Source organism: Mesorhizobium sp. WSM4906, assembly GCF_029674625.1.
GTDB lineage: Bacteria > Pseudomonadota > Alphaproteobacteria > Rhizobiales > Rhizobiaceae > Mesorhizobium.
The window spans coordinates 3,289,894-3,304,473 of the sequence record NZ_CP121355.1 but is presented as its reverse complement, the minus strand read 5'-3'; the positions used below and the strand labels follow the sequence as shown (position 1 = coordinate 3,304,473).

Below are 14,580 nucleotides of genomic sequence, written 5' to 3'. Positions count from 1 at the left end.
ATATAACGCCATGGCCTGCACATCAGCCAAGGCCCACACCATCATTTCCCATCAGGGATCGGCAGCGGCAACCGTCAGCTTGCCGCGATCAGCACCGTGCTTTCCGGCGACCAGCTGAGCACCACCGGCTGTCCTTCGGCCAGCCGCTCGGCGCCGGTGTTCTGGACGATCACTTTCAGCGTCTGCCCATCACGCTCGACGAAATAGGTGCTGTTGTTGCCGGCGAAGATGCGTTTCGAGACTTGCCCCTTGAGCGTGTTGGCGTCGCCTTTGTCAGGCCTCGTCGTACCGGTCGAAATTTGGATGCGTTCCGGCCGCACGGCGCAGCTCGCCTTGGCGCCGGCCGCCAGCGATGGCCCGGAGGCGGCGACGATCATCGTGCCATCCGGCAGCCGGATGCCGTTGCCGGTCGCATCACCGCGAAAGATGTTGGCGTCGCCGAGAAAGGTCGCGGCGAACTCGCTTTGCGGTCTGTCGTAGATCTCCTCCGGCGGCCCTTCCTGCACCAGCCTGCCGTCGCGCAATATGCCGATGCGGTCGCTCATCGTCAGCGCCTCCTCCTGATCGTGCGTGACGAAGATGGTGGTGATGCCGATCTCGCGCTGGATGCGCTTCAGCTCGATCTGCATGTCGACGCGCAGCGCCTTGTCGAGCGCGCCGAGCGGCTCGTCGAGCAGAAGCACGCGCGGCTTGGTGACGATGGCGCGCGCCAGCGCTACGCGCTGGCGCTGGCCGCCGGAAAGCTGGTGCGGTCGGCGCCCGCCAAGCTTGCCGAGTTGCACGAGATCGAGCGCGCGCTGCACTTCCGTGGCGATCGTCGCTTTCGGCTCGCCGCGCACCGAAAGCCCGAAGGCGACATTGTCGGCGACGCTCATGTTCGGAAACAGCGCGTAGTTCTGGAACACCATACCGATGCGCCGCTTCTCGACCGGCACGCGCTCCACGCTTTCACCGCCGATGGCGATACGGCCCGTGTCGGGAAAGTCGAAGCCAGCGATCTGGCGCAGCAGCGTGGTCTTGCCGCTGCCCGAAGGCCCAAGCAGCGCATAGAAGCCGCCATCGGGAAAGTCGATCGAGACGTCGTCCAGCGCCTTGTGCGCGCCAAAGCTGCGGGAGACGTTCGCGACCTGGACGCCTGCCATCTATTTCTCTCCGCCGAATTTGAAGAAGCGCGCCGTGAGCAGCATCAGCGCCATCGACACCACGATGATGATCGTCGACACCGCGTTGATCTCGGGCGTGAATCCCTTGCGGATCGCGGCGTAGATTTCGACCGGCAGCGTCGTCTGGCCGGGCGTCGACAGGAAGTACGAAACGACGAACTGGTCGAAGGAGACGGCAAAGGCGAACAGCCCGCCGGCGATCACGCCGGGCATGATCCAGGGCAGCGTCACGCGGTTGGTGACCTGCCACTGGTTGGCGCCGAGCGAGCGAGCCGCCTCCTCCAGCTCCGGCGCGAAGGTCTGCAGCCGGGCGGACACAACGACGATCACGTAAGGCAGCGCCAGCGCGACATGCCCGAGCAGGATGGCGACCAGACCGCGGCCGATGCCGATGCCGAAAAAGAAGATCAGCATCGCCGTGCCGGTGATCAGCCACGGAATGGCGATCGGCGGGAAGAGCAGCGCCTGCAGCAGCTTCTTGCCGCGGAATTCATAGCGGTAAAGCGCCAGCGACGCCATCGAGCCCAGCACCGTTGAGATGACCGTCGTGATGACAGCGATCTCGATGCTGTTCCAGGTCGCCGCGATCAGCTGGTCGTTCTGCCAGAGCGATTGATACCAGTCCGTCGTCCACTCGAACGGCAATTGGTAGAAGGGCGAGACGTTGAACGACATCAGCGCCATGATAATGATCGGCAGATAGAGGAAGGCGAGCAGCAGGACGATATAGAAGCGGCCGAGCCATTCGAGGATGCGCGTCGTCGCCATCAGCCGGCCCTCCGCAACACCGGCGCCGCGAGCGCCAGAATGATCAGCACCACGGCGAGCAGAATGAAGGAAAGCGCCGCCCCCAGCGGCCAGTTGAAGACGGCGACAAACTGATCCTCTATGACGGTGCCGTAGAAAGTGCCGGTGCGGCCGCCGAGGATGCGCGGCTCCATGAAGGAGCCGACGACCGGCACGAAGATCAGTGCCGCGCCGGCGATAAGGCCGGGCATCGACAGCGGGATGATCACCCGCTTGAGCACCTGCAGCCGCGAGGCGCCGAGCGAGCGCCCGGCCTCGATCAGCGAGTCGTCGATCGCCTGCAGCGTGAGATAACAGGTCAGCACCATGTAGGGCACGTAGGAGTGCACGAGGCCGATGATGACGGCCGGATAGGAGTACATCAGGTCGATGTTGATCTTGAACGGCAGCACGGCGTTGAGCGCCGTATCGAGGATGCCGCCCTCGCGCAGCACCATCGCCCAGGAGAAGATGCGCACCAGCCCGTTCGACCAGAAAGGCAGGATGACGAGCAGGAAGATCGCCTCGCGGCTGCGCCCTTTCAGCACCTTCGCCAGCACATAGGCCGCCGGATAGCCGATGACGATGCACCACAGCGTGACCTCGAGCCCGAGCCGCAAGGAGGCGAACAGCAGTGTCGAGTAGAGGCTTTGCGAGAAGAAGGCGGCATAGTTGCCGAGCGTGAAGGCCCAATCCTTCCCTGCCAGCGGCAGGTCGGTCATGAAGGAGAAGAAGACCATGGCTGACAGCGGCAGGAAGATCGCCACCGTCAGCCACAGATAGGCGGGAAGGAGAAGCGGCAGGGCGGGCTTCAGTCCGCGGCGCGGACCGGTCGCGAGCTGCTCGGCCATGATGCCTCTCCTCCCCGAGCCAACTATTTCACGTTGACCTTCAGCTCCTGCCAGAGCGCCAGGTATTTCTCGCGCTGCTCATCGGTGACCGGCGCCTGGAACTGGATGCGCTTGGCGACCTCGGGGCTGCCCATGACCTTGCGGTTGAAGGCGTCCTCAGGGAGAGCCTCGACCGCCTTGGTGTTGGCCGAGACCGGCGCGCCGACCTTGGTAACCCATTCGACATAGAATTTCGGGTCGATCATGTAGTTGATGAAGGCTTCGGCGCCGGCGGCGTTCTTCGAGCCGGCGGGAATTGAGAAGGCATCGAGCCAGGCGACGGCGCCTTCCTGCGGAATGACCAGCGAGACCGGCAGCTTGAAATGTGTCTTGGCGCGGTCGGCCGAGCCGCTCCAATAGGTGCCGATGTCGATCTGGTTGGAGGCGACCATCTGGTTCCAGTCGTTCTCCGAGCTCCAGAAGGTCTTGATCTGCGGCATCAGCGAGGTGAGCTTCGCCTTGACTGCCTCCATGTCCTTGATGTCGTTGATGTTCTGTCCCGATGCAATGGCGCCGAACTGCACCGCCTCGACCGCGTCGTCGCGGATGACGACGCGGCCCTTATGCGCCGGATCCCACATTTCGGTGATGCTCGTCGGCGGCTTGTCGAAGGATTTTTCGTTGATCGCGAGCGCGGTCAGGCCCCAGACCCACGGCACACCATAGACCTTGCCGTCGTGGTTCAGCATCGGCGAGCCGGCCTTGTCCTTGGCGATGTCGGCATAGTTGGAGAGCTTCGATGTGTCGATCGGCTGGATCAGCTTGCCGGCCATCGCCTGATCGTTGAAGGCAGCGTTGATCATGACGACGTCGTAGAGCCCTGGATTGGTCCTCAGCTTCGTCAGCATCTCCTGCTCGGAGTTGAAGAAGTCGTTGACCACCTTGAAGCCGGTTGCCTTCTCGAAATTGGCGACCGCCCACGGCTCGTCGGCGCCGTAGCCTTTCCAGTTCAACACATGCACTTCTTCGGCGGCCTGAGCGGCCAGCGTGAATGCGGAAACCAAGACGGCGGCCGCCGTCAGAAAAGCAGTCAGTCTGGGCATGCGCATGTTGTTTTCCTCTCATTGTTTGCCCGCTTTGCGGGCTTGTTAAGGTGTGGCCTCTTGCTCCTCGCCACGCACGGTCACCGGGCGATCGTGAAGGGCGAGGAATTCCCGGATTTGTGTGTCCGTCGGCGCTGACGAGCCGCCATGACGCGTGACGGAAAGGGCCGCGGCGGCGTTCGCGTAGCCGGCCGCTTCGTAAGCCGACAGGCTGCGCGACAATGCGCTGATGAAGGCTCCGATATGCGTGTCGCCGGCACCATTGGTGTCGATGGCGTTGACCGCGAAGCCGGGGATCGCACGCGTGCCGCCTTCCGCCAGCCGCACCAGGCAGCCGCGCGCGCCGGCGCGGATGACCACGCCTTGAGCCTTGGGGCAATGCTGCGCGAGCAAGCGGATGGCGACGGTTTGCGCGTCGCCCGCGCCGGCGATTTCGGCGGCCTCGTCCGCGTTGCAGCTCAGCCAGGTGGTGCACGCCAACACCCTGTCCAGGATCGGCCGCGGAATCTCCGCGATCACCGGCGTCGGGTCGAAGACCAATGGACTGTCCGCCGGCAGCGCCTCGATCCAGTCAGCGAGCGCATCGCGGCTGCCGGGATAGCTCAGCGTGTAGCCGGAGGTGAAAATCCAATCGCCCGGGATGATTTGGACAGGCATCATCATGTCTGGCGTGAGCACGCTTTCGGCGCCCGGCCATGAGACGAAGGTGCGCTCTGCGTCGCTGCTGATCATGGCGACGCAATTGCCGCTGTCCATCAGTGGTGACGGCGGCGTCAGCGTCTCGATGCCTTCGGCGGCAAATGCCGACCGCAGCAAATCGCCGTCGGGTCCGGTGCCGAGCCGCCCGCCGAACACCACTTTCATGCCAGTGCGGCTCGCCGCCACCATCATGTTGAAGCCGCCGCCGGCAACCCGCGCGTAGCTCGACGCGGTCCTTTCCGCGCCGGGCGCAGGCAAGGCATCGATGCGGTAGACATAATCCACTACCGCGCTGCCGACATGGACGAGCCGTCCACTCATGCTGCAGCCTCCTTGCCCGAGCCAGCCTTTGCCGTCCGCGCCGCGACGAGATCGCTGGCCAGCGTGCGGACTTCCGCGAGGTCGATGCCCGTGAGCCTTGCGATGCGATGCTGCGGCAACTCCGACAAGCCCGAGCACGCGCCCGCCATGCCGGCGGCGACAGCGCCGATCGTGTCGGTGTCACCACCGAGATTGGCGGCAATGACGGCTGCCTGCCACGCATCGCCTTGCGCCACCTCCAGCACCGCGAATGCTGCCGGCACCGATTCCTGGCTGGCGACGCCGGTGCCGACCAGGTCGACGATCAGCCTGATTGCGTCGTTCTCGGTTTTGCCGCGAACCAGCTCCTGCGCCCACAGGATGCGCGCAGCGATATCGCCGCCGGTCGCCCAATGGCCGAGCGCGGCGCCGAGTCTCGCCGCTGCGACCGCATGGCCGGACGCGGCGCGCCAGTCGCCGCCCGAAACGCCGAGACTGACCGCGGCAGCGACGGCGGCCGCGGAGGCAATGGCGATCGAGGTGTTATGCGTGGCCCGGCAGGTTTCGGCGACCTTGGCGACCAGCACGTCGAGCGGCTCCGGTAGCATCATGATGCCGACAGGCGCGATGCGCATGGCTGCGCCATTGGTGTCGCCGCCGCGTCCCGCCTCTTCCGCCGGCACGCCCTCATTGATCGCGTCGATGGCGCGCTTGGTCGATGGGCCAAGCAGGTCGTAGCTGCCGCGCGCCTTGACGTCCCGCTCCCAGTCGAGCAGCGCGTTGACCCAGCGCCCGTGGTCGAAGCGCTCGCCGGAACTGACCAGGATGCGGCCGAGCAGCAGCGCCTGCTCGGTGTCGTCGGTGATGGCGCCTTCCGGCAGCCCCTTGGACACTGGATGGTCGGCGGCGGGCGCGACGAAATCTTCGACGTGGCCGTAGAGCTCGGCGATACGGGCGGGCGACAGAAGCTGCGTCGGCATGCCCAGCGCATCGCCCAGCGCGCCGCCGATGAGCGCGCCCATTGCCCGGTCGGTCATATCGGCCGTGCCCATGCTCAAAATTCCAGATGCAGCGCGAAATGCGCCGGGTTGAGCAGGCTGGTGACGAATTCGATGGCGCGCCCGTCTGCGGCGCGTGTCAGCCGCCGCGTCCTGAGGAAAGGCGTGCCCGGCGCGCAGTCGAGGATGGCGGCGTCCGCGGCGCTCAGCATCTCGATGTCGACCCACTCCTCGCCATGGTCTGGAACGAGCCCTGCCCCGCGCAAAGTCTGGTGGAGCGAGCCTTCGCGCAGGCCGCGCAGCGGCACGTCTTCAAGCTCCGGCGATAAAGGCAGACGACTGCGTTCGATCGAGATGGCATGTCCGTCGTCCGCATTGGTTCGCACGCGGTCGACGGCGATGAATGACGGGTTTTCGACACCGAGTCTCGCCGCGAGTTCGGCGTCCTCGATGACCTCGAGCCGCAACGTCCGGGTCTCGGCATTGGCGCCGGCATTGGCCAAAGCGCGCGACCAGCCGATCGCGTCATCGACCGGCATGCCGTCGAAAGTGACGAAGGAGCCGATACCGACCTTGGTGGTGATCAGCCCGCGATTGGATAGTTCCTCCAATCCTTTGCGAACCGTGTTGCGGCTGACGGAGAAGCGCTGAACAAGCTCGTTCTCGCTCTGCAGGCGATCGCCGAAGCCGAGCACGCCGGAGCGGATCTCGCGCTCCAGCACCGTCGCGATCTGCTCGGGCTTGCCCGTGCCGGGGGTGAGCTGCATCGCGCGACGGGCCATATCGATACCTGTTCAATGAACCTGTATAATCCTGTTCAGTATTGGATATGAGCCGGGGAGTCAACGTCGTTGTTACGACCGTCGCCGCTCTCCCTCACTTGCCTGTTGGTATCCGGCGTCACAGAAGGGGCGGGAACTCGCCAAATCAAACGAAGAAGAATTTCTCGACGCGCCGCATTGCCCATGGAAAACTTGTGTTCGCAATGCAAACTGAATCCCCGGAGCCTGGAGATGGTCAAGTTCCTGCCGCTGAAAGAGGCCGTCGCGGAGAACCTGCATGATGGCGACGCTGTCGCCTTCGAGGGCTTCACCCATCTGATCCCGACCGCCGCCGCGCATGAGGCGATCCGCCAGGGTTTTCGCGATCTGACACTGATCCGCATGACGCCCGACCTGATCTACGACCAGATGATCGGCATGGGCATGGCAAGGAAGATCGTCTTCTCCTATCTCGGCAATCCGGGTGTTGGCCTGCTCAGGCGCGTTCGCGACGCCATCGAGAACGGTTTTCCGCGCGCGATCGAGGTTGAAGAGCACAGCCATGCAGGCATGGCCAACGCCTATGAGGCGGGCGCGGCCGGCCTCCCCTGCGCGGTGTTTCGCGGCTATCGCGGCGCAGGCCTGCCTGCGGTCAATCCAAACATCAGGTCCGTCACCTGCCCCTTTACCGGCGAGGTGCTTGCCGCCGTGCCGGCAATCCGGCCCGATGTCACCTTCGTCCATGCGCAGAAGGCGGACCGGAAAGGAAACGTGCTGGTCGAAGGCATCATCGGCATCCAGAAGGAGGCGGTGCTAGCGGCAAAGCGCGCGGTCGTGACGGTCGAGGAAGTGGTCGACGATTTCGACGATCTCCACCCCAACCTCACCGTGCTGCCGGGATGGACGATCGCGGCGATCGCGGTCGTGCCCGGCGGCTCGCATCCCTCCTATGCGCATGGCTATTACGAACGCGACAACGCCGCCTATCTCGAATGGGATGAGATCGCCGCCGACCGCGACCGCTTTCAGGCATGGATGCGGAAGAACGTCCTGGAAAGCACGGCGGAAGATTTTGCCGGCCGCGTCGAGCATCTGAGGAAAGCCGCATGAACGACACGCCAAACCTGGGCTTCACCCCTAACGAGATGATGACGATCGCCGCCAGCCGCGCACTGAAGAACGACGATGTCTGCTTCGTCGGCATCGGCGCGCCGTCGGCCGCCTGCAACGTCGCGCGGCTGACGCATGCGCCCGACATCACGCTGATCTATGAGAGCGGCACCATCGGCACGGCGCCCGACGTGCTGCCGCTGTCGATCGGCGACGGCGAATTGTGCGACACGGCCGTCACCACCGTCGCGGTGCCGGAGATGTTCCGCTACTGGCTGCAGGGCGGCCGCATCTCGATCGGCTTTCTCGGCGCCGCCCAGCTCGACAAGTTCGGCAACATCAACACCACCGTCATCGGCGATTATGCGCACCCGAAGACCCGTCTTCCCGGCGGCGGCGGCGCGCCGGAGATCGCCACCTCGTCGAGAGAGGTCTACATCACCATGGCGCAGTCGAAGCGCGGCATGGTCGAGAAGATCGACTTCTTCACCTCCTTCGGCCATGGCGAGGGCGGCGACCATCGCAAGCGCCTCGGCATCGACACCGCCGGCCCGACGCTTTTGATCACCGATCTCGCCATCTGGAAGCCTGACCCGGTGACCAAGGAATTCACCGTCGTGTCGCTGCATCCCGGCGTCACGCGCGAAGAGGTGCAGGCGACCTGTGGCTGGACGGTCAAGTTCGCGGAGGCCCTTGACGAGACGCCGGCGCCGGCGGAACTCGAGCTGAAGACATTGCGCGACCTGCAGGCCCGCACCAAGGCGGCGCATCAAGGGACCGCCAAAGGGAAAGCCGCATAAATGACTGATGCCTTCATCTGCGATTACATCCGCACGCCGATCGGCCGCTTCGGCGGCGCGCTGTCCTCGGTGCGTGCGGACGATCTCGCTGCCGTACCGCTGAAAGCCTTGGTCGAGCGCAACCCGGGCGTCGACTGGGCGGCCGTCGATGACGTTGTCTATGGCTGCGCCAACCAGGCCGGCGAGGACAACCGCAACGTCGCCCGCATGGCGCTGCTGCTTGCCGGCCTCCCCCAGGACATCCCTGGCTCGACGGTCAATCGTCTGTGCGGCTCGGGCATGGATGCCGTCACCATCGCTGCGCGCGCCATCAGGGCCGGCGAAGCCGAGTTGATGGTCGCCGGCGGCGTCGAATCGATGAGCCGCGCGCCTTTCGTCATGCCGAAGGCCGACAGCGCCTTCTCGCGTAATGCGGAGATCTACGACACCACTATCGGCTGGCGCTTCGTCAACCCGCTGATGAAGAAGCAGTACGGCGTCGATTCCATGCCGGAGACCGGCGAGAACGTCGCCGAGGATTTTTCGATTTCACGCGCCGACCAGGACGCCTTTGCCGTGCGCAGCCAGCACAAGGCCGTCGCCGCGCAAGCCAACGGCCGGCTGTCTAGGGAGATCACGCCGGTGACCATCCCGCAGAAGAAAGGTGACCCTGTCGTCGTGGCGAAGGACGAGCATCCCCGCGCCGGCACGACCATCGAGGCGCTGGCCAAATTGCCGACGCCGTTTCGCCAAGGCGGGACGGTGACGGCGGGCAACGCCTCCGGCGTCAATGACGGCGCGGCCGCCCTCATCGTGGCTTCGGAAGCGGCAGCGAAGAAACATGGCCTGACGCCGATCGCCCGCATCCTCGGCGGCGCAGTCGCAGGCGTCGCGCCGCGCATCATGGGCATCGGTCCGGCGCCTGCCACGAAGAAACTCTGCGCCCGCCTCGGCCTGAGGCCCGAGCAATTCGACGTCGTCGAATTGAACGAAGCCTTCGCCTCGCAAGGCGTCGCCGTGCTGCGTGAGCTCGGCATCGCCGAGGACGCCGCGCACATCAATCCAAATGGCGGGGCGATCGCGCTTGGCCATCCGCTCGGCATGTCCGGCGCGCGCATCACCGGCACGGCAGCGCTGGAGCTTCGCGAGCGCGGCGGCAAGCTTGCTTTGGCCACCATGTGCATCGGCGTTGGCCAGGGGATCGCGATAGCGCTGGAACGGGTGTGACCGCGTCCGCCGATCAGTAAGGCAAGCCGACGTAGTTTTCGGCGAGCGCAGCGGACGCCGCTTTGGAATGCACCAGATATTCGAGCTCGGCTTCCTGGATGCGCTGGCCGAATTCGCCGGTTTCCGGAAAACGGTGCAGGATCGTCGTCATCCACCAGGAAAAGCGCACGGCTTTCCAGACTCGGGCCAGCGCCTTGGCTGAATAGGCATCGAGCATGGCTTCGGATTTGTCGCCATAGAATTCGCGAAGCCCGGCAAAGAGATAGCGCACGTCGCTGGCAGCGAGGTTGAGACCCTTGGCGCCGGTCGGCGGCACGATATGGGCGGCGTCGCCGACCAGGAACAATTTTCCGAAGCGCATCGGCTCGGCGACGAAGGAGCGCAGCGGCGCGATCGACTTCTCGAAGGACGGCCCGATAGTGACGGCAGCCGCGGTTTGCGGCGGCAGGCGCCGGCGCAACTCCTCCCAGAAGCGGTCGTCAGACCAGGCCTCGACATGCTCATCGGCGGGGACCTGCACATAGTAGCGGCTGCGGCGCGGCGAGCGCATCGAGCAGAGTGCAAAGCCCCGCTCGTGATTGGCGTAGATCAACTCATGATCGGCTGGCGGCACCTCGGCCAATACGCCCAGCCAGCCGAACGGATATTGCCGCTCGAAGGTCTTCAGCGCGCCTTCCGGCACCGTACGGCGGCTGACGCCGTGATAGCCGTCGCAGCCGGCGATGAAATCGCAGTCGATACGATGCGTGACGCCGTCCTTGTCGTAGGTGACGAAGGGAGATGCGCTGTCGAAATCATGCAGCGCGACATTCGCCGCCTCGTAGACGGTGACGAGCCCAGCCGCCTCGCGTTTGTCCATCAGATCATGCGTCACCTCGGTTTGGCCGTAGACGGTGACATGCTTGCCGCCGGTCAAGCCCGTGAGGTCGATGCGATGCAGGCGCCCGTCGAAGGCGAGCGAGATGCCGGAATGCGGCAGGCCCTCGGCATGGAGCCTCCCCGCAGCGCCCGCTTCGCCGAGCAGATCGACCGTGCCCTGCTCCAGCACGCCGGCCCGCACCCGGCCAAGCACATGCTCGCGGGTCGACCGCTCGACGATGACCGTCTCGATGCCGATGGTGGCGAGCAATTGGCCGAGCAGCAGGCCGGACGGTCCTGAGCCGATGATGGCCACCTGCGTGCGCATCAGCGGCCAAGGCTCTCGATCTGCCCGACAAGCTCGGCGGCAAGCTTGAGCGCCGCTGCCGTCGCCACCACCATTTGCGGCAGGATCAGCCATTCCAGCGTCCAGGCGGCGCCCGAGCGCTCCTGCTCATGCACCAGCGCCTGGTGCATACCTGCAAGCTGCGTAGCGTTGAAGCGGGCTAGCGCGACCAACGTTTCCGCCTTCACCGGATTCTGCTTGTGCGGCATCGCCGACGAGCCACCGCCGCCGGAAAGCCTGATGTCGGTTCCGGCTTGCGCCATCAGCGCGACGTCCTGACCGAACTTGCCGAGGCTGCCGGTGACGAGCGACAGCCAGCCGGCGAACTCGGCGAGCGCGTCGCGCTGGCCATGCCATTGCGGCGCGTCGCCAAGGCCGAGCCTGGCGGCGAGCGCCCCGCGCACGGCCGGCGCTTTGTCGCCGAGCTTGTCGAGCGTGCCGGCCGCACCGCCGAACTGCACAACAAGCAGCCGGCCGGACTGTTCCTTCAGGCGCTGCTGGTGGCGCTCGAGAGGCGCTCGCCACGAAGCGATCCGGTCCGCTGCTGTGATCGGAATTGCCGGCTGCATGCGCGTCATCCCCATCAGCGCCCTGCCCCCGAACTCCTCTGCGAGCCCGGTGAGCCGCACGATGTTTTCGCCGAGCAGCAGGCCGATATGATCGATCGCCCGGCCGAGGCGCAGCACAAGCGAGGTGTCGACGACATCCTGGCTGGTCGCGCCTAAATGAACGAACTCGCCGTGCGGATCGCCGACCGCCGCCCTGATCTGACGCACCAATTCCGGCACCACGACGCCATCCCTGGCCACACCGGCGCGCAGCTTCGCCGTGTCCGGCCGGAAGGAGGCCAGCGCTTTGACGATCGCCTCGGTATCATGCGGGATAACGCCGCATTCGGCTTCCGCCTCGGCCAGCGCCCGCTCGAAGGTAAGCATCGCGGCGATGTCGGCTTCGACGGAAAAATGCCGCGTGGCCTCCTCGTCGCCGAGCAGGCCGGAAAGCAGCGGATGGTCGAAGGGCGAAACGGTCATGTCGGCCACGGTCAGCTGTCGAAGAAGACCGTCTCCTTTTCGCCCTGCAGATGGACATCGAAGACGTAGGTGTCGCCCCGGCGCTCGGCGATCAGCGTCGGCACACGCACGCGGTGCTCGATGCGCCCCAGGATCGGGTCCTCGGCATTGGCCTTTTCCTCGTCCGAGAAATAAAGCCGCGTGTTGAGGCCGATATTGATGCCGCGCGCCACGATCCACAGCGTGATGTGCGGCGCCATAAGCCGCCCGTCGCGGAACGGCACCCGGCCAGGCTTGATCGTCTGGAACAGGCAGGTCCCGGTTTCCATGTCTGTCGGCTGCCGTCCCCATCCAGGGAAATTAGGATCGGCCGCGCCACGCAATTCGGCCGGCGAATTGTAGAGCCCGTTGGCGTCCGCCTGCCAGATCTCGATCAGCGCATCCTTGAGTGGCGTGCCGGTGCCGTCGTGCACGCGGATGCGCAGCTCGATGCGCTCGCCCTTGGTCTGGTCGTTGACCATCGTCGAGCCGAGGTCGCCCGGATAGACGCCGCCGATGCCGCAGAAATTCGGCGTCAGCCCGATATGCACATAGGGTCCGGCGGTCTGCGAAGGGCTCTCCTTCAGCCGGTCGAGCGATTGTGCCATCAATTGCCCTCCGGCCTGTTCTCGAACAGCGTCGAGCGGCGCCCGCGCAGCACGATGTCGAACTTGTAGGCGAGCGCATCCATCGGGATTGTCGACTGCATGTCCAGCGCGGCGATCAGCGCTTCGACGGCAGCCTTGTTGGAAATGCCGCCGACAATCGGGCAGCGCCAGATCAGCGGATCGCCTTCGAAATACATCTGCGTGATCAGCCGCTGCGCGAAGCCGTGGCCGAACACGGAAAAGTGGATATGCGCCGGGCGCCAGTCGTTCGGCCCGTTCGGCCATGGATAGGGTCCGGGCCTGACCGTGCGAAAGGCATAGAAGCCGTCCTCGTCGGTGATGGCTCGGCCGCAGCCGCCGAAATTCGGATCGAGCGGCGCGAGATAGCCGTCCTTCTTGTGGCGGTAGCGGCCGCCGGCATTGGCCTGCCAGAATTCGAGCAGCACGCCGGGCACGCCCTTGCCGCGCTCGTCGAGCACGCGTCCATGGACGATGATGCGCTCGCCGAGGGCGCTCTCGCCGGGCCTGGCGAAATTGTGGATCAGGTCGTTGTCGAGCTCGCCGAGCATGGTATGGCCGAACACCGGGCCGGTGAGTTCCGACAGCGTGTTGTCGAAGGCGATCAGCGCCTTCTGCGGCGAGCGCAGCACCGAGCTCTTGTAGGGAGGCGTGAATGCCGGCGGGTGCCATTGGCGGTCGCGCTGGTAGAAGGCACCGGTTTCCGGCGTCCGGTTGGAGCCAGGTTCAGGCATGGGGGACTCCGTCCATCTGCGCGAACACCTCCTTGGCGATCTTGAAGGCGCGGTTGGCCGCCGGCACGCCGGCATAGACCGCGACATGCAGGAAGATTTCGCGGATATCGTCGCGCGAGGCGCCCGTATTGGTGGTGGCGCGCACATGCATGGCCACCTCGTCGTCATGGCCGAGCGCCGCAAGCAGCGCCAGCGTCACGATCGAACGCTCGCGCTTCGTCAGGCCGGGGCGCGACCACACCGTTCCCCAGGCGGCCTCGGTGATCAGCTGCTGGAACGGCAGATCGAAATCGGTCGTCGCGGCCTCGGCACGGTCGACATGCTGATCGCCGAGCACGGAGCGGCGGACCTCGACCCCAGTCCGGTATCGGTTTTCATTCTTGGAGTCGTTATCCATGGGCGTGCTTTCCCTCAGGCAACGAGGCGACAAAGTCGCGGATCAAACTGACGAGCGCGTCGGGCCGCTCGATGCAAGGAATATGCGCCGCGCCACGGATAACCTCGAAGCGCGCGCCTGGGATCAATTCGGCAAGCGCGCGCACAAGGTCCGGCGGCGTCGAGCCGTCCTGGTCGCCGACGATGCAAAGCGTCGGCACCGCGATGCGGCGCGCGCTGTCGGTGAAATCGGCATCGCGCACCGCCCTGCATGTGCCGATGTAGCCGGGCAGCGCCTGCCTGGTCAGCATGTTGCGGCAGCCGGCAAGCTCGGCGGCGCGATTGGCATGGAAATCCGGCGTGAACCACACTTTCAGCACGCCGTCGGCAATCGCCTCTATACCGTCGCGCTCGACCGTCGCGATGCGACTGTTCCAGCTCTCGGCGGTACCGATCTTGTGCGCCGTGTCGCTCAAGATCAACGCCTCGACGCATTCCGGTCGGCGAGCATAAAGCCCCTGCGCGACCATGCCGCCGACGGACAGGCCGCAGAGCACCACCTTTTCGAAACCGAAGTGATCGACAAGCGCGCTCAGATCGTCGACATGGTCGCCGATCGAACGCGCACCGCTGCCGATGTCCGAAAGCCCGTGGCCGCGCTTGTCGTAAACCAGCATCGGCATTTCGCCTTCAAGACGCGCGACGACGTCGTCCCAGATCCGGAAGTCGGTGCCGAGCGAATTGATGAAGATGATCGGACGCGAAGTACCGGTCGCTTCGATATGGCGGTGGTGCAGCGTGACGCCGCCTATGCTGGCGAATGGCACGGTTTCAAT

At 65.3% G+C, this 14,580-nt stretch carries 16 protein-coding genes; 3 read left to right on the top strand and 13 right to left on the bottom strand.

The annotated features are described in order from the left end of the window. Positions 1–74: 74 nt before the first annotated feature. The 7 genes from QAZ22_RS15755 to QAZ22_RS15725 are packed head-to-tail and all read right to left on the bottom strand — an operon-like array spanning position 75 to position 6,661. On the bottom strand, positions 75–1,142 hold the full coding sequence (locus tag QAZ22_RS15755; RefSeq protein ID WP_278207714.1) for an ABC transporter ATP-binding protein: 1,068 nt from the start codon (positions 1,140–1,142) through the stop codon (positions 75–77). Then, positions 1,143–1,931: an ABC transporter permease gene (locus QAZ22_RS15750; RefSeq protein ID WP_278207713.1), complete on the bottom strand. Its 789-nt coding sequence runs from the start codon at positions 1,929–1,931 to the stop codon at positions 1,143–1,145. It abuts the gene before it with no gap. Beyond that, positions 1,931–2,800, bottom strand: a complete 870-nt coding sequence (locus QAZ22_RS15745; protein ID WP_278207712.1) for an ABC transporter permease — start codon at positions 2,798–2,800, stop codon at positions 1,931–1,933. The genes QAZ22_RS15750 and QAZ22_RS15745 overlap by 1 nt, the downstream gene beginning before the upstream one ends. A gap of 23 nt (positions 2,801–2,823) precedes the next feature. Further along, complete coding sequence (locus QAZ22_RS15740; RefSeq protein WP_278207711.1) at positions 2,824–3,888, bottom strand: ABC transporter substrate-binding protein; 1,065 nt, start codon at positions 3,886–3,888, stop codon at positions 2,824–2,826. Positions 3,889–3,927: 39 nt separating this feature from the next. Then, entirely contained in the window at positions 3,928–4,902 is a 975-nt protein-coding gene (locus tag QAZ22_RS15735) for a PfkB family carbohydrate kinase (protein WP_278207710.1), read from the bottom strand. Beyond that, positions 4,899–5,933: an ADP-ribosylglycohydrolase family protein gene (locus QAZ22_RS15730; protein ID WP_278207709.1), complete on the bottom strand. Its 1,035-nt coding sequence runs from the start codon at positions 5,931–5,933 to the stop codon at positions 4,899–4,901. The genes QAZ22_RS15735 and QAZ22_RS15730 overlap by 4 nt, the downstream gene beginning before the upstream one ends. Positions 5,934–5,935: 2 nt before the next feature. Continuing rightward, positions 5,936–6,661: a GntR family transcriptional regulator gene (locus tag QAZ22_RS15725; RefSeq protein ID WP_278207708.1), complete on the bottom strand. Its 726-nt coding sequence runs from the start codon at positions 6,659–6,661 to the stop codon at positions 5,936–5,938. 231 nt (positions 6,662–6,892) lie between these two features. Between QAZ22_RS15725 and QAZ22_RS15720 the strand changes: the two genes are divergently transcribed. The 3 genes from QAZ22_RS15720 to pcaF are packed head-to-tail and all read left to right on the top strand — an operon-like array spanning position 6,893 to position 9,756. Then, positions 6,893–7,750, top strand: a complete 858-nt coding sequence (locus QAZ22_RS15720) for a CoA-transferase (protein WP_278207707.1) — start codon at positions 6,893–6,895, stop codon at positions 7,748–7,750. Beyond that, positions 7,747–8,550 (top strand): CoA-transferase subunit beta, encoded by an 804-nt coding sequence (locus tag QAZ22_RS15715; RefSeq protein WP_278207705.1) that lies wholly within the window; start codon positions 7,747–7,749, stop codon positions 8,548–8,550. The genes QAZ22_RS15720 and QAZ22_RS15715 overlap by 4 nt, the downstream gene beginning before the upstream one ends. Beyond that, positions 8,551–9,756 (top strand): 3-oxoadipyl-CoA thiolase, encoded by a 1,206-nt coding sequence (pcaF, locus tag QAZ22_RS15710; protein ID WP_278207703.1) that lies wholly within the window; start codon positions 8,551–8,553, stop codon positions 9,754–9,756. It abuts the gene before it with no gap. A gap of 13 nt (positions 9,757–9,769) precedes the next feature. On the opposite strand, the gene pobA is transcribed toward pcaF, so the two are convergent. Genes pobA through pcaD form a run of 6 tightly spaced genes read right to left on the bottom strand, consistent with a single transcriptional unit; the run spans position 9,770 to position 14,571 of the window. Further along, entirely contained in the window at positions 9,770–10,942 is a 1,173-nt protein-coding gene (pobA, locus tag QAZ22_RS15705) for a 4-hydroxybenzoate 3-monooxygenase (protein ID WP_278207702.1), read from the bottom strand. Next, complete coding sequence (locus QAZ22_RS15700; protein WP_278207858.1) at positions 10,942–11,991, bottom strand: 3-carboxy-cis,cis-muconate cycloisomerase; 1,050 nt, start codon at positions 11,989–11,991, stop codon at positions 10,942–10,944. The genes pobA and QAZ22_RS15700 overlap by 1 nt, the downstream gene beginning before the upstream one ends. A gap of 11 nt (positions 11,992–12,002) precedes the next feature. Further along, positions 12,003–12,617: a protocatechuate 3,4-dioxygenase subunit alpha gene (gene pcaG, locus QAZ22_RS15695; protein ID WP_278207701.1), complete on the bottom strand. Its 615-nt coding sequence runs from the start codon at positions 12,615–12,617 to the stop codon at positions 12,003–12,005. Continuing rightward, positions 12,617–13,369 carry a protocatechuate 3,4-dioxygenase subunit beta gene (pcaH, locus tag QAZ22_RS15690; RefSeq protein ID WP_278207699.1) on the bottom strand — a complete coding sequence of 251 codons (753 nt, stop codon included), beginning with the start codon at positions 13,367–13,369 and terminating at the stop codon, positions 12,617–12,619. Before pcaH ends, pcaG begins: the two co-directional genes overlap by 1 nt. Then, a complete protein-coding gene (gene pcaC, locus QAZ22_RS15685) occupies positions 13,362–13,766 on the bottom strand; it encodes a 4-carboxymuconolactone decarboxylase (protein ID WP_278207698.1) in 405 nt (134 codons plus the stop codon). Before pcaC ends, pcaH begins: the two co-directional genes overlap by 8 nt. After that, positions 13,759–14,571: a 3-oxoadipate enol-lactonase gene (gene pcaD, locus QAZ22_RS15680; protein ID WP_278207696.1), complete on the bottom strand. Its 813-nt coding sequence runs from the start codon at positions 14,569–14,571 to the stop codon at positions 13,759–13,761. Before pcaD ends, pcaC begins: the two co-directional genes overlap by 8 nt. Positions 14,572–14,580 lie beyond the last annotated feature (9 nt).